The sequence below is a fragment of the Amycolatopsis pithecellobii genome, assembly GCF_009707865.1.
Classification (GTDB): domain Bacteria; phylum Actinomycetota; class Actinomycetes; order Mycobacteriales; family Pseudonocardiaceae; genus Amycolatopsis_E; species Amycolatopsis_E pithecellobii.
The window spans coordinates 29,114-54,316 of record NZ_WMBA01000014.1 but is presented as its reverse complement, the minus strand read 5'-3'; the positions used below and the strand labels follow the sequence as shown (position 1 = coordinate 54,316).

Genomic DNA, 25,203 nt, shown 5'->3' with positions numbered 1-25,203 from the left:
GGACGGGAGTTGTCGCGTGAAACGATTCGAAGGAAAGACCGTGGTGATCTCGGGCGCGGCCCGGGGCCAGGGGCGTTCGCATGCACTGGGATTCGCGGCGGAGGGCGCCAACGTCGTCGGTTTCGACATCTGTGGCCCCGTCGAGAGCACGCCCATCGCGCTCGCCTCGCCGGATGATCTGGCCGAGACCGCCGGTAAGGTCGAGGCGCTGGGGAGCGAGGCTCTGTTCGTGCAGGCGGACGTCCGCGACGCGGCTCAAGTCGCGGACGTGTTCAGGCGGGCACGGGACCGCTTCGGGCACATCGACGTCGTGCTCGCCAACGCCGGCATCATCGGACATTTCGCGCCGTCGTGGGAAATCGACGACGACACCTACCGCGATGTCGTCGACATCGATCTGATCGGTGCCTGGCGGGTCCTCAAATACGGCGTGGCAGCCATGATCGAGGACGGCGTCCGTGGCGTGGTGACCGTCACCGGGTCGGGCGCTTCCCTCAAGGGGCTCGCGAACCTCTCGCCGTACGTGGCGGCGAAGCACGGCCTTGTCGGAATGGTCAGGACGGCCGCGCGGGAGCTGGGAGCACACGGGATTCGCGTCAACCTGATCGCACCGGGCAACGTGAACACCGACATGATCATCAATCCCTTTGTGTACGGAGTCTACTTTCCTGGCGTCGACTCTCCGTCCAAAGAGGACTTCGAGGCGCTCGCGACCAGTCAGAACCCCATGGGGCAGCCCTACCTCGAGCCGGACGATATCACGCGCACCGTTCTGTACCTGTCGTCGGACGACGCCCGCTTCGTGACGGGAACCGTGGTTCCCGTCGACGGTGGTCAGGGAATTCCGTGACTTGAAAATGTCTACATGAATGTATACATTTGTGGAAGACGGGGATCGATACTCGACGAGGAGGCGGCAATGGGGCGGATGACGGGAAAGGTCGCGCTGATCACGGGGGCCGCACGCGGGCAAGGAAGGGCGCACGCGGTCCGGCTGGCTCAGGAGGGCGCGGCCATCGTGGCGCTCGACGCCTGCACGACCTACGACCACATCGACTATCCACTGCCGACTCCCGACGACCTCGACGAGACCGCGCGGCTCGTCAAGGCCGAAGGCGGCCGGATCGAGACGATGGTGGCGGATGTCCGCGACTCCGGCCAGCTCGACGCGGCCGTCCAGCTGGCGCTCGGCAATTTCGGGTCGTTGACGACGGTCTGCGCGAACGCGGGAATCGGCGGGGAACGCGGGACTGTCTGGCATACGCACGAGGACGTGTGGCGCACCGTTCTCGACGTGAACCTCCTCGGTGTGTGGAAGACCGTGCGCGCCGCGATGCCGGCCCTCATCGACGGTGGCGGCGGGTCCATCGTCCTCACCAGTTCGCTCGGCGGTATCCGGGGACTTCGCCACACGTCGGCGTACGTGGCCGCCAAGCACGGGGTCGTCGGCTTGATGCGCACCTTGGCGAACGAGGCCGGCGAGTTCAACATCCGGGTCAACGCGGTGTTACCGGGGACGGTGAACACGCCGCTGGCCATGAACCAGGCGACCTTCCGCCTTTTCCGGCCCGACCTGGAAAACCCGACCGTGGACGACGTACGCGGGACCATGCGAGCGCTCGCGTTGCTGCCCACTCCGTGGGTCGAGTCGGAGGACATCACCAATGCCGTGCTCTGGCTCGCCAGCGACGAATCCCGGTTCGTCACGGGCATCGAACTTCCGGTCGACGGCGGCTGGCACGCCAAGTTCTAGTCGCGAAAGGACATACAAGATGACGACTACCACCATCACGCACTGGGCAGGTGGTGCGCCGTACAGCGGAACCAGTGATCGACGGTCCGACGTGACGAACCCGGCGACCGGGCAGGTCACCGGGCGCCTGACACTGGCTTCGGCGAGCGATGCCGAGTACGTCATCGCGAAGGCGAAAGCAGCGACGGCGCAATGGCGCGCGACTTCGCTGGCCCGCCGGACCCGCGTGGTCTTCGCGTTCCGCGAACTGCTCAACGCCCGCAGGGCGGAACTCGCCGCGCTGATCACCGCGGAACACGGAAAAGTGTTCTCCGACGCGGAGGGAGAGATCGCCAGAGGGCAGGAAGTCGTCGAATTCGCCTGTGGTATCGCCCATTTGCTCAAGGGCGGCCATTCCGAAGGTGTGTCGACAGGCGTCGACGTGCACTCCAAACGCGATCCACTCGGCGTCGTCGGCATCATTTCGCCGTTCAACTTTCCCGCAATGGTCCCGATGTGGTTTTTCCCGATCGCGATCGCGGCAGGGAACACGGTGGTACTCAAACCGAGCGAAAAGGACCCGTCGGCAGCCATCTGGATTGCCCGGCTGTGGAAGGAGGCCGGCCTGCCCGACGGTGTGTTCAATGTGCTTCAGGGCGACAAGGAAGCCGTTGACGCGCTGCTGCGGAGCCCGGACGTGGAGGCGATCAGCTTCGTCGGATCGACGCCGATCGCCCAGTACGTCTACGAAGAGGCGGCCAAACACGGCAAGCGGGTGCAGGCACTCGGCGGAGCCAAGAACCACATGGTGGTGTTGCCGGACGCCGATCTCGAGCTGGCCGCGGACGCCGCGGTCAGCGCCGGCTACGGGAGCGCCGGTGAGCGTTGCATGGCCATCAGCGTCGTCGTCGCGGTGGGCTCCGCCGGTGACGAGCTTGTGGCACGTATCGCGGACCGGACCCGAACGCTGGTGATCGGCGATGGCAGTTCGCCGGCGTCGTCGGAGCGAGAAGCCGACATGGGCCCGCTCGTGACGCGGGCGCACCGGGACCGTGTCGCGTCGTTCATCGAGTCCGGTGAACGTGCCGGTGCCAAGGTGGTCATCGACGGGCGCACCGCGGTCGCCCGCGGCGCCGAAGGTGGTTTCTGGCTCGGCCCGACTCTCTTCGACCACGTTTCGACAGGAATGGAGATCTATCGCGAGGAAATCTTCGGGCCGGTGCTGTCGGTCATCCGCGTCGACTCGTATGACGAAGCGATCGCGGTGATCAATTCCAATCCGTACGGCAACGGCACCGCCGTGTTCACCAACGACGGAGGGGCGGCCCGGCGCTTCGAGGCGGACGTCAAGGTCGGCATGATCGGCGTGAACGTTCCGGTCCCGGTTCCCGTCGCCTACTACTCCTTCGGTGGCTGGAAGAATTCGTTGTTCGGGGACACGCACGCGCACGGCACCGAGGGAGTGCACTTCTTCACGCGCGGCAAGGTCGTCACGACCCGGTGGAGCGACCCGGCCCGGCGACAGCAGGGCGGCCTCGAACTCGGATTTCCGCGTAACGACTGACCAGCGGCCGCGGCCGCACGGAGGAGTGCACCATGGCACCGACATTCGAACCTGGCACGTTGCTTCTCGTCAGCAGTTCGACCGCGAAGAACCTGGATTTCTTCGACCTCTCGACCGGCGCGAAGATCGCGACGATCGACGACCTGCTCGCCGAACCGCACGAAATCGCGTACGACCCGTCGCGGCGGCGTGCCTACGTGGCCCATACGTACCGGCACGGCGTCTACGACCAGGATGTCCCGAAGGCGCACGAGATCTCGGTGATCGACATCGACAGGCACCGCGTCGAGTCGGTCATCGATATCGCGCCCTTTTACGCGCCGCACGACGTCGAGTACGACTCCGAACTCGACCTGATCATCACAGGTGTCGAGAACGTCGATGGCCGCAACGGCGTGGTGCTCGTGAACGCCGAGACGCACGAGGTCGAAGCGAATATCCGGACCGAGGCCAGGAACTGCCACTGGCTCGCGCTGGTGCCCGGCCGCAAGGTTTTCCTGACCCACAAGGAGGCGCCGGTCATCACCGTGATCGATCTGGTGGGCCGGCGCGTCGAAGGCACGATCGACGTTCCTGGCGGTGCGGAGGAGATCGACGCCTCGCCCGACGGGGATTTCGTCTATGCGGTCACCCCGCGCATGCGCGTCGACGTCGACCTTGCCAGTGGGCATTTCTTCCGTCCGGAGCGCAGGGAAGGCGATCCGGTGCCGCGCGTCGTCAAAATCGACGTCGAGTCCGGCAAAATCGTCGACGAGATCGAGTTCGACAATGATCAGATCGGCATTCGCGCGGGTCACGGTCAGCGGGTCTACGTGACCGGCATGAACAACCGCGAGCGGCCGGCGGACCCGTCCATCGACTTGAAGACGCTGCCGCGCAACAACGGCAAGCTGCATATCGTCGACGGGGCCGCCATGACGCTCGTCGGGGTCGTCGACGTGGGCCCGCAACCGATGACCGTGCGCGCGACCCGTGACAACGCGACGGCGTGGGTCGCCAACCTGGGCAGCGGCCTGGTCAGCCAGATCGATGTCGGGGCCTGCGTGCATGCCGGCGATCTGGACAACAATGCCGGCGGCGCCTACGGCGGGACGCACGGCATGGCGCTGATCACGCCCGGCTAGTACTACAGCTGTAGATCGTTGCCTCAAGGTTCCCGTAGCGGAGACTGTCGCGGCGCGGACGAATGCCTCATCGAGCGAGGGATGTCCTCTGAACAGCACACCGGGTCTCGGCCCCAGGGTTCCCCCGCGAAGCGTGGAGGCTGCCGATGCGGCCCGCACTGGCCTACCCCGACCGGCACCAGATCACCGACCCTGACAAACCCGTTGCGGCCCGGTGGGTAGAAGGGCGTACGTGGCGACGCCTACGCAAACGTCATCCGAGCCCTGGAACCATCACCGCCGTCGATGACACCGAGGACCGAGCGGTCGCTGGCCCGGGTTGCGACCATGGGAACGCGTTCCGGGTTCTGGCCGATGCCGAGTCCCACACCGAACGTACGTGCGGCGCGACCGACGAACGCGCCCCGCGCGACCACGCGGAGCGGTCACGCGCGCGTGACCGGACGGATCTGGTAGACGCGCCGTGGCCTGGCCACGAGGCACTAAGCGACGTCAGCGCGTCTTATCCGGTGCCATCGTGCTGATCGATGCTCGGCAGGGCAGGGCGGTCGCGCTCACATCTGTGTGCCAAAGCGGCATCGGTCCGCCGTTCCGTAAGTGGTCGGCCGGTACGCTCGGCATCGTGGTCGGCTCGAACGAAATGCGTTGGCTCTCCCCTGACGAACGTGACGCCTGGATGTCTCTGTCCTGGTTGATGCTCAAGCTGCCAGGTGAGATTGATGCGCAGCTGCAGCGCGACAGTGGCATCACCTTCTTCGAGTACGTCGTCCTCGGTTCCCTGTCCATGTCGCCGGGTCGGCGGATGACGATGACAACCTTGGCGCAGTACGCCAACGGATCTCCGTCCAGGCTCTCCAACGTCGCCAAGCGTCTCGAGCAGCGTGGCTGGCTCATCCGTGAGCCCGCTGCGGAGAACGGCCGCATCACCGAGGCGATGCTCACCGATGCCGGGATGGCCGTGGTCGAGCAAGCTGCCCCCGCTCACGTCGAGACGGTGCGGCGGTACGTGTTCGACGCGCTCAGCGCCGACCAGGTGACGGGGCTGCGCGACATCGGCCGCCAGGTCGCAGCCCGCGTCGACCCGCAGCACTCCTGGCCGCCCGGCTCCCAACGCGCCTCGCTGTAGCTACCGAACGCTCCGGTACCACCTGGTTTCTGCCGAGATGACACTTCAACCTTGACTTCAACCTTGAAGTGTTCTTATGATCGATCTCCCTCCAGCAGAAAGAGAAGTCCTCGTGAAGCTAGGAATCATGCTGCCCGTCTCGGGTCCGCACGCGTCGCCGGCCAACATCACCGTCATGGCGCAGGCGGCCGAGCGTCTCGGCTACGACTCTCTCTGGACCTACGAACGCCTGCTGCGCCCGATGGCTCCGCTCTGGCCCGGCCCTGACGGCACCCTCCAACGCGCGCCCGAGATCTACCACACCACCTACGAACCCCTGCAGACCCTGAGCCACGTCGCGGCGCTCACCAGCCGTATCACCCTAGGCACCAGCATCATCAGCGCGCTGCTGCACACGCCGGTGGTGCTGGCCCGCCGCCTCGCCACGCTCGACCAGTTCAGCGGCGGCCGAGTGATCGCCGGGTTCGGGCAGGGCTCCATCCCTCAGGAGTTCGCGACCGCCAACGTTCCCTGGAAGCGCCGCGGAGCCGGTCTGGACGACATGGTCGCCGCGGTACGCGCCGTCTGGGGCCCCGACCCCGTCGAGTACGACGGCCGCTTCTACTCGATCGAGGCATCCGAGATCAACCCGAAGCCGGTGCGCGGCACCATACCCATCGTCATCGGCGCCTTCACCGACGCCGGGATCGACCGTGCGGCCCGGATCGCGGACGGCATCACGCCCGTGGCGTCCTCGCTGGACGCCGTGACAGCGCAGGCGGCCAGATTTCGGCAGGGCGCCGAGCGTCTCGATCGCGATCCAACCGTCCTCACGGTGACGGCCCAGTCGAACAACCCCATGACAGCCAGGCCGGCGAGCGGAGACCGGCCGTTCCTCGGCGGGGCACCCAAGCAGATCGCCGACGATATCGAGAAGCTGCAGGGGCGAGGCATCGAAGCGGTCTCGTTCGCGTTCCCTTCCGCTGAGGAGGTGGGTGTCCAGATCGAGATGCTCGACGAACTCCGCACACTCGTACCGACGCACTAGTACTCCCGCCGGATTCGTGATGTGGGCTGGTGAGGGGTGCCTGGTTGGGTGGACTTCCCGAGATCGGCTGGCGGCCGCAGGCGTCAACATAGACCCTGTCCGGTGGCGGGGGATGTTCGATGAGCTCACGGGGCGGATCGCGCGGCGATTCTCCAGGGTTGAGCCGCGCCGGCGGGCGGAGAAGTTGTTGCTGGGCTTGATATCTGAGTTGCCGCGGAAGAATTGCTGGACGATCGCGGAGTATGCCGGGGACCTCGGCTACGTGCTGGCCATCGGACGCGACCGCCGAGTGACCACCGGAGCCGGCACATTCCGCCCCGGCGAACTGGCCTCGCGGTTGCCCAAACACGTGTGGCAACGGCTTTCGGCCGGCACCGGTGCGAAAGGACATCGCTGCTACGACTGGGCCCTGATCGACATCGACCTCGGCACACCAAGGGGGGCATCGGTGGTTGTGGTGCGGGTGGCCGGAACCCGATGGCGCGTCGAGGAATCCTTCCAAACCAGCAAAGGCGTGACCGGCCTGGACCAGCACCAAGTCCGACGCTGGACCATCCTCGCCATGCTTGCTCACGCCTTCCTCACCATCGTCGCCGCCACCGAACGCGCCAGAGAACCCGCACCGGCCGGCTCGGTTTCCCTCACCCGCAACGGCTATGTGACTACGATCGGGTTCCCAGGTTGCGCAGCACGGGTTTCGCGAGGAAGTCACAGCCGGCCGAGCCGGTCGTCGCCGGCTGGGATCGGGGTCAGGAACAGGTGGGCGGGAGCTTCCCGCAGTTTGCCGGCGACCGCCTTGTTGGCCTGTTGTGAGGCCGCGGACCGCGTATGCGCTTCCCAGGCGTTTCGATCCACCCATTTTTCGATGATCACGAACACGTCGGCGCCGCCGTCGAGGAGGGCGAAACGTTCGACGCCCTCCTCGGTGTGCGCGGCGGCCACGAGGGTTCTGAGGGCGGCCATGACCTCAGCGCGGTGTTCGGGCAATGGCTTCAGAGTTGCCATGACTACCGGCATGATCCCGTCTCCTCGCGCGGCGGCATCGGCGGGCTCAGAAGTCCATCGTCCGCGGAGCCAGCGGTACCGGGGTTTTGCCGCGGCGAAGGCGATTGGTCATCTTGCCGAGTCGCTCGATTTCGACGGTCACCTCGTCGCCGTCGCGAAGCCAGGGGTACTTGTCGCGCCCGTGAGTGCCGCCCAGTTCGAGGATGCACCCACCGCCGACGGTGCCACCGCCGATGACGTCGCCGGGCCTGAGCCAGACGTTGCGCGAGGCGTAGGAAAGCATTTCGCCGAAGCTCCAGTTGATCGACGCCCAATTCCCCTGTGTGTACACCTTCCCGTTCACCGACGCCGTCATCGCGAGGTCGAATCCGTGCCCGGAACGGCGGTCCTCGAGCTCGTCCGGGGTCACGAGGAACGGGCCGAGGCCGATTCCGGCGTCCTTGCCCTTGGCGGGCATCGGAGCGCGGCCGAGTTCCTCCGCGAGCACGTCGCGGACGCTCCAGTCGTTGAGGATGCAGTACCCGGCGATGTGCCGCTCAGCCTCTTCAGGGGTGAGGTCGATGCCGGCTTTGCCGACCACGCAAGCGATTTCGAGCTCGTAATCCATGTTCGTGGCCTGCCCGGGGATGCTGACCTCGTCGCCGTCCCCGACCATGTTCGTGTTGTTCGTGTAGTAGAAGATCGGCAGCTGCAACAACTTCTCGTCGAACTGCTGGCCGAGGTTGATGATGCTCGTCCGGTAGTGCTGGAGAAAGGACGAGAAGTCCCTGATCGACGACGGCTGCGCGAGCAGCGGGCGGAGTCGTACCTCGTCCAGCGGGAGCACTTCGAGCGGAGAGTCGATCGCTTCCGCCGCGGCGTTACGCAGCTTCGCGCCGTCGTCACCCAGCAGTTCGGTCAGGCCGGACGCGGAACGGAGACCGTGCACCTTGTCGTCCTGCACGAGTCCGAACTTGTCGGTGTCCGTGGCGTCCGCTGTCCGGTAGTTCGTCCATCGCATTGTTCGTCTCCTCATTCCAGCGTCTTGGCTAGTTCGCTCTTCGCCACTTTGTCCAGAGCCGCCCGCGGGAACTCGTCCAGCAGCCGGATTTCACGGGGCACCTTGAACGCGGCGAGATCGCGCCGGCACGCCGCCAAAATCTCGTCCACGAGGTGCCCGTCGGCGTTGCCGACGCCCCCGGTCGGGATGACGAACATGACCGGCACCTCGTCGAGCATCGGATGCGATTTCGCCACGACAGCCGCCTCGCGCACGCCCGCGACCCCAAGCGCGACTCGCTCGATTTCCAGTGCGGCGACGTTCTCGCCGCCGACCCGGAGGAGGTCCTTGGCCCGGCCGCTGAAGCCCAGCACGCCGTTTTCGAGGACCTGCACGCGATCACCGGTGATGAAGTAGCCGGATTCGTCGAAACTCGCGCGCGTCGTGCTCTCGTCGTGGAGGTACTCCTTGAACAGCGACAGGCCCCGTACTCCGCCGATCAGGAGGCCGCCGGTTTCGCCGACCGGAGTCGGGTGCCCGTCTTCTCCGATGACGCGGATCGCGTATTCCGGGGCCGCGCGACCCACTCCCACCGGCCGAACGACGGTGTAGGGGTCGCCGACGATCCCGTGGGAGATCGTCTCGGTCATACCCCACCAGCCGATCGTCTTGATGCCGAACTTCGCCAGTGCGGGCGAGTCGGACAGGGGTGTGCCCCACAGTCGGAAAGAATGGTCCGGTGGCACGTCCTGGTCGAGCAACGCCCGTGTGGTGAAGGAGTTCATCGAGCCCCAGGTGCACCGGTGGCGCACCGCGACGTCCCAGAAGCGGCTGGCGGAGAACCGTGGCACCAGTACCGCGGTGGCCCCGGCCCACAAGGTGGCGAGCAGCGAGTAGGAGAGGGCGTTGGTGTGGAACAACGGCGAGTAGACCAGGTGGACGTCGTCCGGGCGCAGTGCCTCGTGTTGCGCGTTGATCCTGGCGCCCCACAAGGCATTCGCGTGCGACCAGACCACACCCTTCGGGCGGGCCGTCGTGCCGGACGTGAACTGGACGCTGCAGGTCTCGGCCGGATCCTGTGCTCGCCGCGCGGGAGGTACGTCCTCCGCGAAGAGCGCGTCGAACGAATCGGCGCCGTCCGGGCGGTCTGCCCGCGCGGGTTCGGCACCGGCATCATGTGCCGTGACGGCGATCCAGCGCAGGCCCGGACAGGCCGAGGCGACCGTTCCGGCGAGTGACGGCTGTGTGATCGCCGCGACCGCCCTCGAATGTCCCGCGAAATAGGACATCTCCTTCGCGGTCGCGCGAGCGTTGGTCGTGACCGCCACCGCGCCTGTCCTCGCGCACGCGAACCAGGCCAGCAGGAACTCGACGCAGTTCTCGAGGTGGATGAGCACGGTGTCGCCGGGCCGCACGCCCCGCCGTTCGAACCCGGCGGCCAGCGCGTCCACGCGGTCCGCGAACCGGCCGTATGTCCAGGTCTGCGCGGGCCCTTCGACTGGCTGCCAGATGACGAAGGCGTGGTTCCGCCGGTCCCGCGCGCGGGTCTCGAGCAACCACGGGACGTTGAGCCCCGCGAACGGGCTGATCGCAGCTGTCATGGCTGCTGCTCCTCACCGGCGTCCGACGGCCCGGCGTCCACGAGGACGAACGCGATCTGACAGTTCGAGTCGGTCCGGTTGCTCCAGCCGTGCAAGGTGCCGCGCTGGATCAGCGTGTCGCCCCGCCGCAGCAGCACCTCGCCGTCCTCGAGGACCGCATGCACCTCGCCGTCGAGTACGACCGCGAAGTCCACGCTCCTGGTCCGGTGCATGGTCGCGTTGCGGACTTCGTGGTCGCCGACCGCATGCTTGCCGTCCGGGAGGCCGCCGAACATGGCCGTCCGGTCGAAATCGGCCAGGAACAGGTGGTCCGGCGGGATCTGCACCACCCGGAAAACCACACCCCCGTCCGGTGGCGCCATCGTCGGGTTCTCGCACGACTCGCCGGAAGTCGTGTTGTCCGCGGGCACCCTCGTCCGCCACAGATCCGTCTGACCGTAGTCGGGCACGCCGGGGAAAGTCATTGTGTGTGGCGAGAATTCGTCGCTGAGCACGGTCGACCGGCCGGACTCGTCGTGGCCGGTCACGACCCGGCGCACCGGGACGAGTTTCCGCTCTCGTTCAGGCGTCATCGTCGGCGAGCCGCGCACGGACCGTCACTGACCACAGTGGACAGTCCTTCGCTCGTGACCCCGGTGACGATCGGCCTGATCGGAGCGACCTGGCGTTCGGGCGTCTGGTGCTCGGTCATCGCCTGAAGGTATATTCAAATGTATGCACAGTCAACACGCCGACGACGATCCGCTCGAGGCCAAAGAGCTGGTCGGCGACCTCCCGCCGGAGGCCACTGATGACGCATTGCTCGGTCGCGGCGTGTTCGCCCTCCCGGTGTGCCGGGCGTGCCGGAAGGCCTTCTTTCCGCCTCGGGTGCTCTGCCCGCACTGCGGCGCCACCGAGCTCTCCTGGCGGCGGGCCTCACCCGGCGGAACCGTCCATTCCCTCTCCGTCGTGCACCGGCGCGGCGAGGACCCTCGCGTTGTCGCGCTGATCGACCTCGACGACGGCCCTCGGATCATGAGCAACCTCGTCGGCGCTCCCGTCGACGCTTTCGCGATCGGCATGCGGGTGCGCGGCCAGGTCGCGACCCGCGACGAGACACCGCTTCCCCTGTTCACCCCGGAGGCATGAATGCCGGAAACCCCTGAGCCCGCCGCGATCGTCGGCGTCGCCGAATCCGACCTCGGTCAGGTCGGCCCCGGCCTGTCGGCGCTCGATCTGATCGGGCAGGCGACCGCCCGCGCGCTCGCCGACGCCGGGCTGACGAAGAACGACATCGACGGAGTGCTGTGCCATTCCGCGTTTTTCGATCTCCCGCCGTCCGCCGTCGCCGAATATCTCGGCATCCAGCCGTCGTACACGGATTCGACCGCGATCGGCGGCGCCTCGTTCGTCGGCTACCTCCAGCACGCCGCATCGGCGATCGAGGCGGGACTCTGCGAGGTCGCCCTGATCACCTACGGGAGCACCCAGCGATCGTCGTCTTCGGGGCTCGTCACGTCGGGTCCGGCTCTCGTGAAGTCCGATGAAACGCCGTTCGGTCCCCGCATGCCGGTGACCGCGTATGCGCTCGCGGCAGCGCGTCACATGCACGAATTCGGTACCACGCGCGAACAACTGGCCGAAGTCGCCGTCGCCGCCCGGCGCTGGGCGCAGCTCAATCCGGCGGCCTTCAAACGCGGTCCGCTCACCGTCGAAGACGTTCTCTCATCGCCGATGGTCTCGAGTCCGCTCACCGTACGCGACTGCTGCCTGGTCACCGACGGCGGCGGCGCGGTGCTGGTCACGTCGAAGGCGCGGGCGAAAACACTGCGCAGGCCGCCGGTGTATCTGCTCGGCTGCGCCGAGGCCCACACTCATCGGCACATCTCGCAGATGCCCGACCTGACGACCACCGGCGCCAGGGCGTCGGGAGAACGCGCCTTTGCCGCGGCCGGGCTGAAACCGTCCGATGTGGACGTTGCCGAACTGTATGACGCCTTCACCATCAACACGATCCTCTTTCTCGAAGACCTCGGCTTCTGCGCGAAAGGGGACGGGGGCGGATTCGTCACCGGAGGCGGGATCGCGCCGGGCGGCCGGCTGGCGGTCAATACCTCCGGTGGCGGCCTGTCCTACGGCCATCCCGGGATGTTCGGCATCTTCCTGATCATCGAAGCCGTGCGGCAACTGCGCGGCGAGTGCGGGGAACGTCAGGTGCCGGACGCGAATGTGGCGCTGGTGCACGGAAACGGTGGTGTGCTGTCCACACAGGTCACCACGCTCCTCGGCGGCGCATCGACACGGTGAAGCGGGGTGAAGCACCTACTCGCGCTTTCGCCGCCGGTCGGCGACCTCCAGCACCGCGCCGACCAGGTTGACGTACCCCGTGCACCGGCAGAGGTTGCCGATCAACGCCTCACGCACGTCCGCCTCGGCCGGCTCGGGAATACGCGCGAGCATGTCGTCCAGCGCGAACACATGACCGGCGACGCAGAATCCACATTGGAACGCGTCGCGCTCCCACAACACCTGTTGCAGTTCGCTGAGCCCTTCGGTGCCGGAAAAGCCCTCGAGTGTGGTGATCGCGTCACCGTCCACACTGGCCGCCAGCAGCAGACACGATTTCGCGATCGTCTCGCCGACCCGGACCGTGCAGGCTCCGCAATCCCCGTTGTAGCAACCCGCGTGCGTTCCCCTCAGCCGCAACCGGCGGCGCAGCACGTCGACCAGCAGTTCGCCGTCGGTGATCTCGACGTTCTCCTGCCTGCCGTTGACGGTCAGCGCGATCCGGCGCCGCTGCGCTGTGGGCTCGCTCGATGGACTCATGGCAGAACCTCCAGCAGTTCGTCGACGGCACGGCGCGCCACGACCGGCGCGACGCGTACCCGGTAGTCCGCGGGAGCCAGGACATCGGCCCATGGCGCGTCGATGGCGTCTCGCACCCGCTCGGCCAGCTGCCCCGGGTCGTCGGCGGTCACGACCAGCGGCACCGCTTGGACCGCACCCAGCGCGACTCGCAGCCGTCCGTCCGCCGCGCCGTCGAAGACCGCGGCGGCGGTCGCGATCGGCCAGGAACCGCTGGCGTGCTTGATCTTGCAGTAGCCGCCGCGTTTCGTCGTGGGAACCAGTACACCGGTCACCAGTTCCCCGGGTTCGAGGCCGATGCGATAGGCGTCGACGAAGAAGTCGGCGGCGGATACCTGTCGTGTTCCGGACGGGCCCGCGACCTGGAAGCGGGCGCGCAGAGCGGCGAACATGCCCGGCGCGTCGGTGGTGGGGAAGTTGAAGCAGGCCGATCCGACCGGAGTCCCTTGCTGGGTGATCTGCCTGCCGCCGGTGATACCGCGGGCGACCCGCGCGACGAGCGGCACCCGTTCGGCGATCACGGGCGAGGCGAGCACGTCCGCATAGGTGACCATCGCGCCGATTTCGGCGCCGTCCGGCACCTCCCGGATCGTGCCGAGACCAAGGCCGCGCAGGTCCAGCAGATGGCCGACGTCGATCTCGCCACGCGTCAGGCAGGGGATGAGCGAGGTGCCGCCGCCGAGCACCCGGATGTCACCGGCGTGCTCGGCGAGGAGCGCGGTCGCTTCCGCCAGGGAATCCGGCCGGTGGTAACGCAGCGTCTCGCGGATCATGCGTCCTCCCGCACTGATTGCCGGGCCCGCGCCTCGTCGATCGCCCGCAGGACGCGCGGCGGATCGAGGGGAAGGTCCGTGACGGACGCACCGAGTGGCCGCAAGGCGTCGTTGACGGCGTTGACCAGCGCCGCCATTCCCGCGCCGACCCCGCTTTCACCCGCCCCCTTGGTGCCCATGAGCGTGAACGGGGAAGGGGTTTCCTGGTGCGCCACGACCATGGCGGGCAGATCGGGCGCACGGGGCAGCAGATAGTGCTTGAACGTCCGTGCCAGCGGTTCGCCGGTGCCCGCGTCGTAGGGGCTGTGCTCCCACAACGCACCGCCCGCGCCCTGCGCGAGTGCGCCGTACAGCTGGCTGTTGACGAAGTTGCGGTTGACGATCGTGCCGCAGTCGCCGACGGCGAACAGGCCGGTGACCGCGACGACCCCGGTTTCGGCGTCCACGTCGACGACCGCGACGGCGGCCGTGGACGAGTACATCGGATAGGCGTTGGTGAGCCCGCTTTGCCCCGGATCGTGGTGAAAGTTGTGCGGCCCTTCGACCTTGGTCACCTCCAGCAGTGCCTGGCCGACGCCGGGATCGCTGGAACCGTGCTGATAAACCCGCAGCACCAGTTCGGCGAACGGGATGGACAGCTCTTCGTCGCGCACACTGACCAGCAGGCCGTCGCGAGCGGCCACTTCGCTTTCCTCGCAACCGAAATCCGCGGCGGCCACCGCCGCCAGGCGTGCCCGGATCTCCCGTGCGGCGAGCACCGCGGCGGCGCCACCGCTGTTGAGCGAGCGGCTGGAGAAGTTGCCGTAGCCGAACGGGCACCGGTCCGTGTCGCCCTGCACGACGTCGACCTGGTCGATGCCGATACCGAGTTCGCGCGCCACCAGGTAGGCGATGGACGTCTCGTTGCCGGTGCCAGGGCTCGTCACGCCGGTGAGCACGGTGACGGTCCCGCCGGGATGCACGCGCACCGTGGACGTGTCGTGCCCGCGCACCGACGTGCCGAGCAGCTCGCCGCCTTCCGGCGTCAGTTCGAACCCGATGCCGACACCGCGAAGCCGGGTGGCTCCGGGCGCTTGGCCACCCCGCAACTCGTGGTAACGCGACAGGCGCACGACCTTGTCCAGCGCGCCCCGGTGATCGCCGGAGTCGAGGTGCTTTCCCGCCGCCCACAACGGAAAACTGTCCGCCGGCCGCATGTTCCGCCGCCGGACCTCGGCGGGATCGAGGTCCAGTCGTGCGGCGATCACCTCCATCACGCGCTCGAGGACGACCGCCGCCTGTTCCTTTCCGTACCCTCGATATCCGTTCCATGGGGCCTTGTTGGTGACCACGGGCAGGACTTCGATCGCGTAGTCGCCGCATACGTACGGCCCGGGGAAGGTCAGGCCGGCCATGAACGCCATGCCCCAGCCGCCCCACGAGGCCAGGCAGCCGATGTTCGCGAGCATCCGGTCGGTGAACGCGATCAGCATGCCTTCGTCGTCGAACCCGGCCTCGACGTCGTGGGAGAACTCGCGAGCGCCGACCAGAAGCGAATCCGCCCGGGTTTCGACCCATTTGACTGCAGCGCCGGTCAGCTTGCTCAGCAGGCACACGAGCAGTTCCTCGGAGTAGCCGTTGAACTTGTGGCCGAACCCGCCGCCCATCCGCGGGGCCACGACGCGGATCCGCTCCTCCGGGAGGTGCAGGATGCGGGCAAGGCCCGTGCGCACCAGGTGCGGGCTTTGCGTCGAGGCCCACAGCTCCAGGCGGCCCCGCGGATCCCAGGAGCCGATGTATCCCCGTGGCTCGAGCGGCACGCCCTGGTGGCGTCCGACGGTGATGCGCTCCCGGAGCCGGTGCGGCGCGCCGGCGAGCGTGCCCGCCGCGTCGCCTTGGGCGAAGGGAAGAACACCGAGCACATTGCGGTCCCAGTGGTCGAACACCCGCACCGCGTCGTCCGCCAGCGCGTCGTCCGGCTCGATGACCGACGGCAGCACGTCGTACTCCACCGCGATCGCGGCCAGCGCGGCTTCGGCGTTGGCGAGCGAGTCCGCGACCACGGCGGCGACCGGTTCACCGACCCATCTCACCTTGTCCACGGCCAGCGCGAAGAAATCGGCCGTGTTGAACCCGAACAGGCCGGGGTCGAAGTAGTGGGGGACCGGATCGGATTCGCCGCGCAGGTCCTCGCCGGAAACCGCGGCGTGCACCCCGGCGCACCGCAGGGCCGCCGAGGTGTCCACCGACCGGATCCGCGCGTGGGGATGTGGGCTGCGCAGGATCGCCGCGTGCAGCATGCCCGGTAGCGCCACATCGTCGAGATAGACCGCGTGCCCCGACACGATCACATCGCCGTCCCGCCGCAGCGGTCCGTCCACATGCGACAGTCGGGGAGGGGTGAGTGGTGCGCTCATGGTCGTCGTTGACCTCCGAGAGATGAATCCGGAACCGGGTACCGCGAATGCGGTCAGCGCACCATCGCGCGGCCGCCGTCGACCGAAAGGACTTGGCCTGTCACGTAATCCGCGTCAGCGCCGGCGAGATGGACGTAGGTGCCGGCCACTTCCGCGGGCTCGGCCCAGCGGCGCAGGGGAACCTCGTCGAGATACTTGTCCGCGAACCGCTCGTCGGTGCGGATGGTGTGCGTCATCGGCGTCGACGCCGCCGGTGCCACGGCGTTGACGGTGATCCCGTAGCGGGCGAGCTCGCGGGCGGCCGATCGCGTCATGCCCAGCATGCCCGCCTTCGCGACCGCGTAGTTGACCTGGCCGATCGTGCCGAGCAGTCCGGCCGCGGACGTGGTGAGGATGATCTTCCCGGAGCCCGCGTCACGCATGGGGCCGAGCACCGCCTGCAACCAGAACAGGCTGCCTTTCAAATGGGTGTCGAGCACCGCGTCCCAATGCTCCTCGGTCATCTGCGGGAGCATCGCCGGCCGGGTGATGCCTGCGATGCAGGCGAGGACGTCGACGGGGCCGAAAGCTTCCGCCGCCCGTGCCGCGGCCGCGAACACCTCGTCCCGCCGGGTCACGTCGCACGCGACTGCGAGCGCGTCGCCGCCCTCGGCCGCGATTGCGGACACGACTTCTTTCAGTCCGGCCTCGTTGACGTCGACGACCGTGACTTTCGCGCCCTCGCGGGCGAACCGCTCCGCGACCGCGCGGCCGATGCCCTGGCCCGCACCGGTCACGACGGCGCGACGGCCGGTCAGCCTGCTGTTGCCGTTCATCGGGTTCCTCCTTCGCTTCGTGGGGCGCCCGCCGCGTAGGCCGTCTCGCGCCAGGTGCCGTACCCGAGTTCCAGCGACTTGCCGTAATTGAGCCAGATCTGCAGGTCGTGCTCCCAAGTGAAACCGATGCCGCCGTGGACTTGAAGGCTCACCCGGTTGCTTTCCCGCGCCGCTTCGAGCGCGCACAGATGCGCCAGCACGGCGGTGTCGTAGCTCGACGCGGCCCGGTGCGCCAGTTCGTACATCGCTCCCACCGCGGCGTGCCGGGCCAGTGCGTTCCGGCTGTGCGCGGTGGCGAGCTGGTGCTTGATCGCCTGGAACGACCCGATCGGCCGGCCGAACTGCTCGCGCACCTTCGCGTAGGCGACCGCGAATTCGACCAGTCTGGCTCCGGCACCGCCCAGGAGAACCGCCGAGCCCGCCAGCCGGGCAGCCCGTGCCAGTGCCACCGGTGCGTCATCGACCGGGCGACCGCTCCCGGCTCGCACGGTGACTTCGGACAGTCTGCGGGAGGGATCCATCGACGGAACCGGTCGCGCGGTGACGTCGGCGCGCTCGTAGGCGACGGCCTGTTCTCCTTCTACAGCAAGGACGACATCGCTCAGGTGCGCATCCGGAACCGCTCGGAGGCTGCCGAACGCGACGGTCGCGCGAGCCTCTCCCGCGGCCAGTGCGGGCAGCCAGCGCCGTTTGAGGTCATCGTCGGCAGACCCCGCGAGCAGGAGGGGAGCGAGCATGCACGATTCCAGGACGGCGTCGGGCAGCGCGGCGCGACCGGCCTCCTCGAGAACCGGGAACAGGTCGAGCTCGTCGGCCCCGAGGCCGCCGTACTCCGGCGGCACGAGCAGTGCCGGCACGCCGATTTCGGCGAGGCCTTTCCACACCCGCGGACTCCGGCCGGTCTCGGTGTCCCACAGCTGCCGCAGCACCGAGGACGGCGCCACGTCTTCCAGCAGCCGCCGGATGCTCGTGCGCAGTTCCGCTTGCTCGATGGAGAAACCGGTGTTCATCGGGACACCTCACGGGGCAGGCCGAGGCCGCGCTCGGCGATGATGTTCCGCTGGATTTCGCTGCTGCCCGCGAAAATCTCCTGTGCGCGCGAGTGCCAGTAGTCCCGTCGCATCCCGAGCAATTCGCCGTACGGCCCGAATTCGCCGGCCAGTTCGGCTTCCTCGCCCAGCACTTCGAGCCACAGCTCGTGGATCGCGGTCTGGATCTCGGACAGGCAGAGCTTGTTCACGCTGGCGACCACGCCGTCGTCGCCACCGCGGTCGACCGTGTCGATCAGCGCGTAGGTGGCACGGACGTACGCGAACACCCACGCGCGCAGGGAACCGGCGCGCTCCCGCAGCCCCCGGTCGGCACCGGCTGCGTCGACCGCCTTGGTCAGCGCGTCCAGCGCGGCCACGAGCCGGGTGTGACTGCCCCGCGCGGACCCTCGCTCGAGCCGCAGCGCCGTCTGGGCCACGCGCCACCCGTCGTTCAGCTCGCCGACCACACTCGTCAGCGGGACGCGGACATCGGTGAAGAACACTTCCGCGAACCCCGAGTGACCGTGGAGCTGGCGCATCGGCCGGATCTCGACGCCGGGCCGCCGCAGGTCGAAAACGAGAAAGCTGATCCCGCGGTGTTTCGGCGCTTCGGGATCGGTCCGTACGAGTGCATACATGTGCGTGGCGATGGCCCCGTTGGACGTCCAGGTCTTCTGTCCATTGAGGACGATCTCGTTACCGTCGAGACGCCCGGTGGTGCGCACGCCTGCCAAGTCGCTGCCCGCGTCCGGTTCGGAGAAACCCTGGCACCAGATGTCCGAACAATCGAGCACTCCGGGCAGCCAGTCCTGTTGCTGCTCCTCGGTTCCGTGCACGAGCACCGTGCGCGCGCCGTGGATGAGTGCCATCTTGTTCAGCCGCTCCGGCAGCCGTCTGCGGACGTACTCCTCGTCGAACACCGTCTCGCCCCAAAGATCGAGGCCGAGACCGCCGAACCGTCGCGGCCAGCCCGGCGCGGAATAGCCCGCCTCGAACAGGCGGCGCTCCCAGGCGAGGTGTTGCCGCAACCCGTCCGCGGTGGCCGGTGGGGAAACCCGGCCGCGCGGGGCGTTCTCGTCGAGCCAGCTCGACACCTCCTGGCGGAACCGCTCGCTCCGGGCGTCGAACTCCAGATCCACGTCGATCAGCCCCTCACTTTCGCGTCGTACCGGGCTTGGGCCGACTGTATATCAAGGAGTATGCAAAATCTAGGCCGAAGGTGGCTGCTCGAAATCCGCCGCGCCCGGCTTTCGCCGGCGGGGGGAGTCTGTAGGATGTGGATGCAAAGTGTTATCCAACTTGCGGCAACAGCCCTCGTGCGGCGTTGAGGAGAAGGCATGGGCAAGAGTGCCGACGCGGTGACTACGGGCTCCGGTGTCGACAAGTGTCTCACTGCGATCCGTGCGATGGTATTGAGCGGTGAGCTGTTGCCGGGACAGAAGGTGCAGCAGGCCGCGCTGGCGGAAGCGCTGGGGGTGAGCCGTATCCCCGTACGCGAGGCGCTGTCACGCCTGCAGTCCGAGGGTGTCCTCGAGCACAAGTCGAACACGGGGTACACCGTTGCGCGGTTCAACAGTGAGGATCTCGCGGAGATCTACCTCATGCGCCGGTTGCTGGAGACCGAACTGGTGAAGTCGGTGGACCTCGCCGACGTCGACACCGCGGCCATGGGACGGTTGCACACCGCGATGACGGCGGCCGTCCGCGCCGACGAACCCGAGGAATTCCAGCGCCTGAACCAGCAGTTCCACTTCTCGGTTTTTGACGCGTCACCGCTGTCGCTGGTGCGGCAGGAGCTGCGGCGGTTGTGGTACATGTCCGATTTCTATCGCTCGATGTACCTGTACGAGCCCGAGACCACGCGCCGCCTGGTGGTGGAGCACAAGGCCATCCTCGACGCGGTGAAGGCGGGGGACCGGAGGCGTTTGCTCAAGGAGCTCGACACACACCGGACGGGAACCGAGAAAATCGTGGTGCGGCGCCTCGGACGCCGCCGGTCCTGACGCCTCCGGATTTGTTGCCGTGACAGACGGAGGGACGGTTTCATGGCCGGGCAGGAACTCCTGGAGTGGGCATTTCGGACGGAGCGCTGTGTCGTCCGTCCGCCTGCCGGGATGTCTGTGATCCGGGCTCAGCATCGACTGCCTGATGACCTGGTAGATTTCTCCACGCTGACCGGAGGCGTTGATCTGTACCTGGGTGCGGACTACGCAATTTCGATCGTTCCGCCGGGCGAATTGCGTGAATCAAATCCATGAAAAACATGGAATAGTTGGTTCATCGCCCATAATCGCAACCAGTTTCTCTGCTCTGCTTGAAAACCTCCTGCGTCATGAAGGTCGGCATTGGTACTGGCTTGAACCGCGGGACACCTACAAATGACGCGGTGGAGTGCGGGATCAACCGGCTACGACTTTGAGACACGCTCACGAAGGCTGGGCTTGGCGTAGGTGCTTGCCTGGCCGAGAAAGGCCTCGACGGCGTGCACGACTTCCCGGGGTGCTTCTTCGGGAACGTAGTGACCGCCGGGGACGGGATGACCGCTCACCGCAGACGGATCGGCGTGGTGCTCTTGCCAGATGCGCACGACATCGGTCCCGCCGAGTCCGCCCTCGGCACCCCACAGGAGCAGCAGCGGCGCCTGTACCCGCAGCCCCTTGGCATGATCCGCTTCGTCGAGTGCAAGATCGGTCGAGAAGTCCGGCCGATAGTCCTCAAAGGACGCTTGCAGATGCCCCGGATCGCTGAACGCGTCGACGTAGTGCTTGAAGGTTTCCGCGTCCACCGCACCGGATTCGAGCACGCGGGCGAAGAAATAGCGGAGGTACGCCTCGACATTCCCGGAGACCAGTTTCGTCGCCAGCTCAGAGTTCCGGTGAAAAAACCAGTGCCACAACTCGCTCGCCGAGTGGCGGTCGAACGAGTTCATGACGACCCTGGTCGGCACGATGTCCACCAGCACCAGCGCATCGACCTCTGCCGGGTGATCGAGGGCCCACCGGTGCGCGACGCGGGCGCCCCGGCCGTGGCCGATCACCGCCGCCGAGGAGAACCCCAGGTGCCGGATGAGGCCGCTCAGATCGGCTGCGGTGGAGCGTTTGTCATACGCTCCCGACTGTGCCAGCCCCGAGGCACCGTAACCACGCAAATCCGGTGCGACGACGGTACGGCCGCGGCTGAGTGGCGCCATGACATGGCGCCAGCACGCACCAGTCTGAGGCCATCCGTGGAGCAGGATGACCAGTTCCGGTCCGTCGCCGACGACGCGGTAAGCCAGCTCGACGTCGTCCAGTCCTACCGACTCGGCGGTGTCCCGAACCATGTTTCTCCCCTTGCTGTCATGGGTGTTTTCCGCGTCCACAGTCGTCCCATGGGTCCCCGGGTGCCAAGCACGGGTTGCTACTCAGTGGCAGACGGGTGCCGCCCTCCGCGCAGTTCCGGCGCACCACCGACAGAAATCCCCTCGCCACCCGGGCGGACGCGGCCACCAGACGTCGTTCGTAGCGGCGAAGGTCGGTGGTGGCCGGACCCACGATGGCGAGGGTGCCGATGAGCCGCCCGTCCACGATGATCGGCGCCCCCACCGCACTCACCCCCGGGCGCCGTTCCTCGCGGGAATGCGCGACGCCGATGTGCCGGACGGTCGCCACCGCGGCCGCCAGCCTGCGACCGTCCACAATGGTCCATCGGGTGTAGCGCCGCAGGCCCGCCTCGATGGTGTTTCGCAGCAGGCGCGGTTCCGAGAACGCCAGGAACACCTTCCCGCTTGCCGTGGCATGCAACGGAACCTGGTCGCCGACCGGCGTCGCACCGATCACACTCCGCCGCCCGGCCACCTTCGCCAGGTGCGCCACCAGCCTTCCCACCGTGCTGACCGGAATCCCCGACGCACGGCTGATCTCGCTGAGCGTCAGCGCACCCTGTCAGCCGAGGACGGCATCGAGCTTTCCCACTGAGCGGGCGCGAATACTCACTCGTGACGACATCGCGGTCATAGCGTCGGCACTGGCACCGACTCCCGGCGCCAGCCGAAGACAAGGAGACGAGATGACCAACGAGCTCGACATCCTCGTGCTCGAGCGGGAGCTCGACCGCCGGCCGGACCTGCCGGCCACCGAGGTCGATCTTGCCTCGCTCGGTGACGTGCTGCGCGACCTCGGCCGGGAGCTGGAGCACGGCCGCGGGTTCTTCCTGATCCGTGGACTGCCGGTGGACCGGTGGTCCGAAGAACGTGCCACCCAGGCCTTCCGGCTGCTGGGAAGCCGGCTCGGCCGGCCGGTGTCGCAGAACGCCGCAGGCGAGTTGATCGGCCATGTCCGCGACACCGGGGCCGACTTCGCGGAACCGACGGTCCGCGGGTACGCGACGAACGACCGTCTCTACTACCACACCGACCACTCCGATTCGGTCGGCCTCCTGTGCCTGCGTCCCGCGCGGGCCGGCGGGCCGAGTACCCTCGCCAGCGCGGTGACCGTCCACAATGAACTGGTACGTCGCCGGCCCGATCTCGTCGCACTCCTGCACGAAAGCTATGCGTTCGACTACCGCGGCGAACAGCCGCCCGGAAGCACCATCCCGTACTACGAATCGCCGGTGTACACGACGTACGGCGGCAGGCTGAGCGCGTACATCTCCCAACCGCTCATCGACAAGGCCCAGCGCTTCGACGGGGTCCAGCCCCTCAGCGCGGCGGCGGAAGAGGCGCTCGAACTCATGCAGCAGATCGCCGCCGAGGACGGGGTACGGCTCGATATGGACTTCGCGCCGGGGGACATCCAGTTTCTCTCCAATTACAGCGTCCTGCACTCGCGGACCGCCTTCGAGGACTTTCCGGAGCCGGAACGCCGCCGGCACCTTCTGCGGCTGTGGCTGCGCCTGCCGGACAGCCGGGCACTGCCGGAAAGGTTTGGTCTCGGCACCCGCGACACCGCCGCGCAAGGCGGAATCTTTCCCCGCACCACCGCCGACGTGAGCTGAGGTGGTCGTCCCCGGCCGCGATGGTGGCCGGGGACGCACGATTCCGCGCTCCCTCACAGCAACGCGCCCTGCCGGCGGAGTTCCGCTTGCACCGCGGCGCATCCGTCAGGCCGGCCCGTCGCGTGCAGTGCGGCCGCGACACCGGCGGCGTGTCCGGTGGCGAAGGCCGTTCCCATCACGCGCACCGATGCGTAGGCCTGGGCGTCGGCGTCGATGAGCCGGCCCGCGGCCCAGAGGTTGTCGTGATCGGCCGACCTCAGCGCGCCGTACGGGATGTCGTACCAGGTGTCGCCCCGGATTCGCCGGTAGGCGGTCGTTCCCGGTTTCGCATGGTCCTCCATCGGCCATCCGCCGCGGGCCACGACGTCGTCCGGCCGTCGACGAGCCGCGGCGACGTCGTCGCCGGAAAGCCGGCTGCGGCCGATCATGTGCCGGGTCTCCCGGACACCGAGGTCGGGACCGGTAGCCGCGAGGTAGCTGTCCTGCCAGCCGGACATGCCCGCGCGCAGCGCACGCAGGTAGTGCGCGGCGGCCCGGCGGCCGTCCATCTCGGCGCGTGTGTGCCCCTCCACCTCGAGGACGTCGGCGTGGTGATCCGCGGCGAGCACCATGACCTCGCCGGTGATCGGCAGCCGCACCATCGCGCCGTGATCGCGAGGCAGGTCGACGTCGTAGGCGGCGCGGTAAGCCCGGACGGCTTCGCGCATGGCGCCGGTGCCGAGGTCTGCGTCGTCACGGACTCCGCCGAAGCGCATGACCAGCGTGCTGGCCTGGCGTTGCCCGGGTGGACGGACAGTGGTCGCGGCACCGGTTGCGGTCAACAGTGCCCCGTCGCCGGTGGCGTCGACGAACCCGGCCGCGCTGATGCGCTCTCGTTCGCCGTTGTGCAGCACCTCGACCTCGCTGAGCAAGCCGTCCTGCGCCACCGCCGCGATGACGGCGCAGTGCAGCCCGACCCGCACGCCGTGTTCGAGAACGAGCGCGTCGAGTGCGGCCTTGGTGGTCTCGGCGTCGAGCAGGACGACCTTGTTGCCCGACTCCTGGGTCACATGCGTGCGATAGAGATCGGCCGCGGCGAGATGGTCGAGGAAGAGCTGACCTGCTCCGGCCACGATCTGCGTGTGGCTGCGGTCGAAGAAGCCGCAATAGGTCAGCACCGACGCGGCGACGGCGGTGCCCCCCAAGAAGCCGTGCCGCTCCACCAGGCGCACCTGGGCGCCTGCACGGGCGGCACCGACGGCGGCGGCGACACCGGCCGGGCCGCCGCCGGCCACCACGACGTCCACCTCTCCGCTGGTGATCACTCTGCGTTCCTTTCATGCGGGGACGGGCTTCGCTCGAGTGTCACCCGTGGCCGGCGGACCCTGGAGGAATCGGCTGCCACTGGGCGGCAATCGGATGTAGGCAGCAGCGGTTCGGCACTGCGAGCATCGCGGTCGACAACAGGTCCCGGCGACCGAGAGACGGAGATTGCCAGTGAAGCTCACGGTCCGTGAATGGGGCACGGGAACACAGATCGCCGTCCTCGTGCACGGTCTGTTCAGCGATTCGACGAGCTGGTACCGGGTCGGTCCGGCGCTCGCCGATCGCGGTTACCGGGTTCTTGCGCCCGACCTTCGCGGCCATGGCCGGAGCCCACGGGGCCGGTACTCGCCGCACGACTGGGCGATGGACCTGCTCGACACCCTGCCCTCCTTCCCGGCCCTCGCCTTGGGACACTCGCTGGGCGGGCTCGCACTCGGCATGGTCGCCGAGATTCTCCGGCCCGGCACGGTCGTGTACCTCGACCCGGCATGGCGAATCGACGCCCCCGGACACGAACGCAACCGGGCGCTGTGGAGCAGCTGGCTGAAGTGGACAGACCAAGCGCAGCTGCAGGCGAGCCTGGGTCCGCGATGGCCTGAACACGATGTCCGCCTGCGCTGGGACTCCATGTGGAGAGCCGACCCGGGCGTAGTCGCCGGCCTCGTGCCGGGAGGCGGATTCGACCTGTCACCGGAACGGGCGAGCATGCCGTCATTGGTGCTCGCCTCAGACCCGAGTGAGTTCATCGTCCCTGAGCATGCCGCCGATCTCGCCCGGCGGGGCCTGACCGTGCACACCGTCCAGGGGTCCGGCCATTCCTACTTCCGTGAGGACGCTGACGCCTTCTTGGCGCTGCTCGACGCCTGGCTGGCTGATCGGACCGGACACTTCACCTCACGTTGAC

25 protein-coding genes and 1 pseudogene are annotated in these 25,203 nt (G+C 67.9%); 12 read left to right on the top strand and 14 right to left on the bottom strand.

Translation table 11 applies throughout. The features are described from left to right. Window positions 1-16: 16 nt before the first annotated feature. From GKO32_RS11955 to GKO32_RS40755, 7 genes and pseudogenes are all read left to right on the top strand, one after another. On the top strand, window positions 17-850 hold the full coding sequence (locus GKO32_RS11955) for a mycofactocin-coupled SDR family oxidoreductase (RefSeq protein ID WP_154756909.1): 834 nt from the start codon (window positions 17-19) through the stop codon (window positions 848-850). Window positions 851-919: 69 nt separating this feature from the next. Next, window positions 920-1,753: a mycofactocin-coupled SDR family oxidoreductase gene (locus GKO32_RS11950; RefSeq protein WP_154756908.1), complete on the top strand. Its 834-nt coding sequence runs from the start codon at window positions 920-922 to the stop codon at window positions 1,751-1,753. A 19-nt stretch (window positions 1,754-1,772) separates the two neighbouring features. Continuing rightward, complete coding sequence (locus GKO32_RS11945) at window positions 1,773-3,296, top strand: CoA-acylating methylmalonate-semialdehyde dehydrogenase (protein WP_154756907.1); 1,524 nt, start codon at window positions 1,773-1,775, stop codon at window positions 3,294-3,296. 32 nt (window positions 3,297-3,328) lie between these two features. Further along, entirely contained in the window at window positions 3,329-4,420 is a 1,092-nt protein-coding gene (locus GKO32_RS11940; protein ID WP_154756906.1) for a YncE family protein, read from the top strand. Window positions 4,421-4,937: 517 nt separating this feature from the next. Continuing rightward, window positions 4,938-5,546, top strand: coding sequence for a MarR family winged helix-turn-helix transcriptional regulator (locus tag GKO32_RS11935; RefSeq protein WP_312867813.1), 609 nt, complete (start codon window positions 4,938-4,940; stop codon window positions 5,544-5,546). A 112-nt stretch (window positions 5,547-5,658) separates the two neighbouring features. Then, the gene (locus GKO32_RS11930) at window positions 5,659-6,573 is read left to right on the top strand and encodes an LLM class flavin-dependent oxidoreductase (protein ID WP_166459504.1); all 915 of its coding nucleotides are present in this window, start codon (window positions 5,659-5,661) and stop codon (window positions 6,571-6,573) included. A gap of 253 nt (window positions 6,574-6,826) precedes the next feature. Then, window positions 6,827-7,165: pseudogene (locus tag GKO32_RS40755) on the top strand (IS701 family transposase); the annotation flags it as partial. 116 nt (window positions 7,166-7,281) lie between these two features. Here GKO32_RS40755 and GKO32_RS11920 read toward each other — a convergent pair. The 5 genes from GKO32_RS11920 to GKO32_RS39735 are packed head-to-tail and all read right to left on the bottom strand — an operon-like array spanning window position 7,282 to window position 10,849. Then, the gene (locus GKO32_RS11920; protein WP_166459503.1) at window positions 7,282-7,578 is read right to left on the bottom strand and encodes a putative quinol monooxygenase; all 297 of its coding nucleotides are present in this window, start codon (window positions 7,576-7,578) and stop codon (window positions 7,282-7,284) included. A gap of 46 nt (window positions 7,579-7,624) precedes the next feature. After that, window positions 7,625-8,578, bottom strand: coding sequence for a fumarylacetoacetate hydrolase family protein (locus GKO32_RS11915; RefSeq protein WP_154756903.1), 954 nt, complete (start codon window positions 8,576-8,578; stop codon window positions 7,625-7,627). An 11-nt stretch (window positions 8,579-8,589) separates the two neighbouring features. Beyond that, complete coding sequence (locus tag GKO32_RS11910; RefSeq protein WP_154756902.1) at window positions 8,590-10,158, bottom strand: AMP-binding protein; 1,569 nt, start codon at window positions 10,156-10,158, stop codon at window positions 8,590-8,592. Beyond that, on the bottom strand, window positions 10,155-10,730 hold the full coding sequence (locus GKO32_RS11905; RefSeq protein WP_154756901.1) for a cupin domain-containing protein: 576 nt from the start codon (window positions 10,728-10,730) through the stop codon (window positions 10,155-10,157). The genes GKO32_RS11910 and GKO32_RS11905 overlap by 4 nt, the downstream gene beginning before the upstream one ends. After that, window positions 10,727-10,849, bottom strand: a complete 123-nt coding sequence (locus tag GKO32_RS39735) for a hypothetical protein (protein WP_281353824.1) — start codon at window positions 10,847-10,849, stop codon at window positions 10,727-10,729. The genes GKO32_RS11905 and GKO32_RS39735 overlap by 4 nt, the downstream gene beginning before the upstream one ends. A gap of 23 nt (window positions 10,850-10,872) precedes the next feature. Between GKO32_RS39735 and GKO32_RS11900 the strand changes: the two genes are divergently transcribed. Continuing rightward, window positions 10,873-11,286, top strand: coding sequence for a Zn-ribbon domain-containing OB-fold protein (locus tag GKO32_RS11900; protein WP_154756900.1), 414 nt, complete (start codon window positions 10,873-10,875; stop codon window positions 11,284-11,286). Next, window positions 11,287-12,444, top strand: a complete 1,158-nt coding sequence (locus tag GKO32_RS11895) for an acetyl-CoA acetyltransferase (RefSeq protein WP_154756899.1) — start codon at window positions 11,287-11,289, stop codon at window positions 12,442-12,444. 15 nt (window positions 12,445-12,459) lie between these two features. Here GKO32_RS11895 and GKO32_RS11890 read toward each other — a convergent pair whose 3' ends face one another. The 6 genes from GKO32_RS11890 to GKO32_RS11865 are packed head-to-tail and all read right to left on the bottom strand — an operon-like array spanning window position 12,460 to window position 19,156. Then, complete coding sequence (locus tag GKO32_RS11890) at window positions 12,460-12,963, bottom strand: (2Fe-2S)-binding protein (RefSeq protein WP_154756898.1); 504 nt, start codon at window positions 12,961-12,963, stop codon at window positions 12,460-12,462. Further along, window positions 12,960-13,775, bottom strand: coding sequence for an FAD binding domain-containing protein (locus GKO32_RS11885; protein ID WP_154756897.1), 816 nt, complete (start codon window positions 13,773-13,775; stop codon window positions 12,960-12,962). The genes GKO32_RS11890 and GKO32_RS11885 overlap by 4 nt, the downstream gene beginning before the upstream one ends. Next, complete coding sequence (locus GKO32_RS11880) at window positions 13,772-16,171, bottom strand: xanthine dehydrogenase family protein molybdopterin-binding subunit (protein ID WP_154756896.1); 2,400 nt, start codon at window positions 16,169-16,171, stop codon at window positions 13,772-13,774. The genes GKO32_RS11885 and GKO32_RS11880 overlap by 4 nt, the downstream gene beginning before the upstream one ends. A gap of 53 nt (window positions 16,172-16,224) precedes the next feature. Next, on the bottom strand, window positions 16,225-16,986 hold the full coding sequence (locus tag GKO32_RS11875; protein ID WP_154756895.1) for an SDR family NAD(P)-dependent oxidoreductase: 762 nt from the start codon (window positions 16,984-16,986) through the stop codon (window positions 16,225-16,227). After that, the gene (locus GKO32_RS11870) at window positions 16,983-17,996 is read right to left on the bottom strand and encodes an acyl-CoA dehydrogenase family protein (RefSeq protein ID WP_154756894.1); all 1,014 of its coding nucleotides are present in this window, start codon (window positions 17,994-17,996) and stop codon (window positions 16,983-16,985) included. Before GKO32_RS11870 ends, GKO32_RS11875 begins: the two co-directional genes overlap by 4 nt. After that, window positions 17,993-19,156 (bottom strand): acyl-CoA dehydrogenase family protein, encoded by a 1,164-nt coding sequence (locus GKO32_RS11865; RefSeq protein ID WP_154756893.1) that lies wholly within the window; start codon window positions 19,154-19,156, stop codon window positions 17,993-17,995. Before GKO32_RS11865 ends, GKO32_RS11870 begins: the two co-directional genes overlap by 4 nt. Window positions 19,157-19,354: 198 nt before the next feature. Between GKO32_RS11865 and GKO32_RS11860 the strand changes: the two genes are divergently transcribed. After that, on the top strand, window positions 19,355-20,020 hold the full coding sequence (locus GKO32_RS11860) for a GntR family transcriptional regulator (RefSeq protein WP_154756892.1): 666 nt from the start codon (window positions 19,355-19,357) through the stop codon (window positions 20,018-20,020). A 404-nt stretch (window positions 20,021-20,424) separates the two neighbouring features. On the opposite strand, the gene GKO32_RS11855 is transcribed toward GKO32_RS11860, so the two are convergent. Together GKO32_RS11855 and GKO32_RS11850 are read right to left on the bottom strand one after the other, a co-directional pair. After that, window positions 20,425-21,339: an alpha/beta fold hydrolase gene (locus GKO32_RS11855; RefSeq protein ID WP_154756891.1), complete on the bottom strand. Its 915-nt coding sequence runs from the start codon at window positions 21,337-21,339 to the stop codon at window positions 20,425-20,427. 16 nt (window positions 21,340-21,355) lie between these two features. Next, complete coding sequence (locus GKO32_RS11850; protein ID WP_154756890.1) at window positions 21,356-21,931, bottom strand: IclR family transcriptional regulator domain-containing protein; 576 nt, start codon at window positions 21,929-21,931, stop codon at window positions 21,356-21,358. Window positions 21,932-22,064: 133 nt separating this feature from the next. Here GKO32_RS11850 and GKO32_RS11845 point away from each other — a divergent pair, with 133 nt between their 5' ends. Continuing rightward, window positions 22,065-22,994 carry a TauD/TfdA family dioxygenase gene (locus GKO32_RS11845; RefSeq protein WP_166459501.1) on the top strand — a complete coding sequence of 310 codons (930 nt, stop codon included), beginning with the start codon at window positions 22,065-22,067 and terminating at the stop codon, window positions 22,992-22,994. A 53-nt stretch (window positions 22,995-23,047) separates the two neighbouring features. Here GKO32_RS11845 and GKO32_RS11840 read toward each other — a convergent pair whose 3' ends face one another. Next, window positions 23,048-24,298, bottom strand: coding sequence for an FAD-dependent oxidoreductase (locus GKO32_RS11840; protein ID WP_312867812.1), 1,251 nt, complete (start codon window positions 24,296-24,298; stop codon window positions 23,048-23,050). Window positions 24,299-24,470: 172 nt separating this feature from the next. Here GKO32_RS11840 and GKO32_RS11835 point away from each other — a divergent pair, with 172 nt between their 5' ends. After that, window positions 24,471-25,202 carry an alpha/beta fold hydrolase gene (locus tag GKO32_RS11835; RefSeq protein ID WP_208024380.1) on the top strand — a complete coding sequence of 244 codons (732 nt, stop codon included), beginning with the start codon at window positions 24,471-24,473 and terminating at the stop codon, window positions 25,200-25,202. Window position 25,203 lies beyond the last annotated feature (1 nt).

Excerpts from the sequence above, each read along its gene's own strand:
- GKO32_RS11950 (WP_154756908.1), top strand. The coding sequence starts at position 920 with ATGGGGCGGATGACGGGAAAGGTCGCGCTGATCACGGGGGCCGCACGC.
- GKO32_RS11870 (WP_154756894.1), bottom strand. The coding sequence starts at position 17,996 with ATGAACACCGGTTTCTCCATCGAGCAAGCGGAACTGCGCACGAGCATC.
- GKO32_RS11845 (WP_166459501.1), top strand. The coding sequence starts at position 22,065 with ATGACCAACGAGCTCGACATCCTCGTGCTCGAGCGGGAGCTCGACCGC.
- GKO32_RS11885 (WP_154756897.1), bottom strand. The coding sequence starts at position 13,775 with ATGATCCGCGAGACGCTGCGTTACCACCGGCCGGATTCCCTGGCGGAA.
- GKO32_RS11945 (WP_154756907.1), top strand. The coding sequence starts at position 1,773 with ATGACGACTACCACCATCACGCACTGGGCAGGTGGTGCGCCGTACAGC.
- GKO32_RS39735 (WP_281353824.1), bottom strand. The coding sequence starts at position 10,849 with ATGACCGAGCACCAGACGCCCGAACGCCAGGTCGCTCCGATCAGGCCG.
- GKO32_RS11855 (WP_154756891.1), bottom strand. The coding sequence starts at position 21,339 with ATGGTTCGGGACACCGCCGAGTCGGTAGGACTGGACGACGTCGAGCTG.
- GKO32_RS11910 (WP_154756902.1), bottom strand. The coding sequence starts at position 10,158 with ATGACAGCTGCGATCAGCCCGTTCGCGGGGCTCAACGTCCCGTGGTTG.
- GKO32_RS11895 (WP_154756899.1), top strand. The coding sequence starts at position 11,287 with ATGCCGGAAACCCCTGAGCCCGCCGCGATCGTCGGCGTCGCCGAATCC.
- GKO32_RS11900 (WP_154756900.1), top strand. The coding sequence starts at position 10,873 with ATGCACAGTCAACACGCCGACGACGATCCGCTCGAGGCCAAAGAGCTG.
- GKO32_RS11875 (WP_154756895.1), bottom strand. The coding sequence starts at position 16,986 with ATGAACGGCAACAGCAGGCTGACCGGCCGTCGCGCCGTCGTGACCGGT.
- GKO32_RS11940 (WP_154756906.1), top strand. The coding sequence starts at position 3,329 with ATGGCACCGACATTCGAACCTGGCACGTTGCTTCTCGTCAGCAGTTCG.
- GKO32_RS11860 (WP_154756892.1), top strand. The coding sequence starts at position 19,355 with ATGGGCAAGAGTGCCGACGCGGTGACTACGGGCTCCGGTGTCGACAAG.
- GKO32_RS11880 (WP_154756896.1), bottom strand. The coding sequence starts at position 16,171 with ATGAGCGCACCACTCACCCCTCCCCGACTGTCGCATGTGGACGGACCG.
- GKO32_RS11920 (WP_166459503.1), bottom strand. The coding sequence starts at position 7,578 with ATGGCAACTCTGAAGCCATTGCCCGAACACCGCGCTGAGGTCATGGCC.
- GKO32_RS11915 (WP_154756903.1), bottom strand. The coding sequence starts at position 8,578 with ATGCGATGGACGAACTACCGGACAGCGGACGCCACGGACACCGACAAG.
- GKO32_RS11890 (WP_154756898.1), bottom strand. The coding sequence starts at position 12,963 with ATGAGTCCATCGAGCGAGCCCACAGCGCAGCGGCGCCGGATCGCGCTG.
- GKO32_RS11905 (WP_154756901.1), bottom strand. The coding sequence starts at position 10,730 with ATGACGCCTGAACGAGAGCGGAAACTCGTCCCGGTGCGCCGGGTCGTG.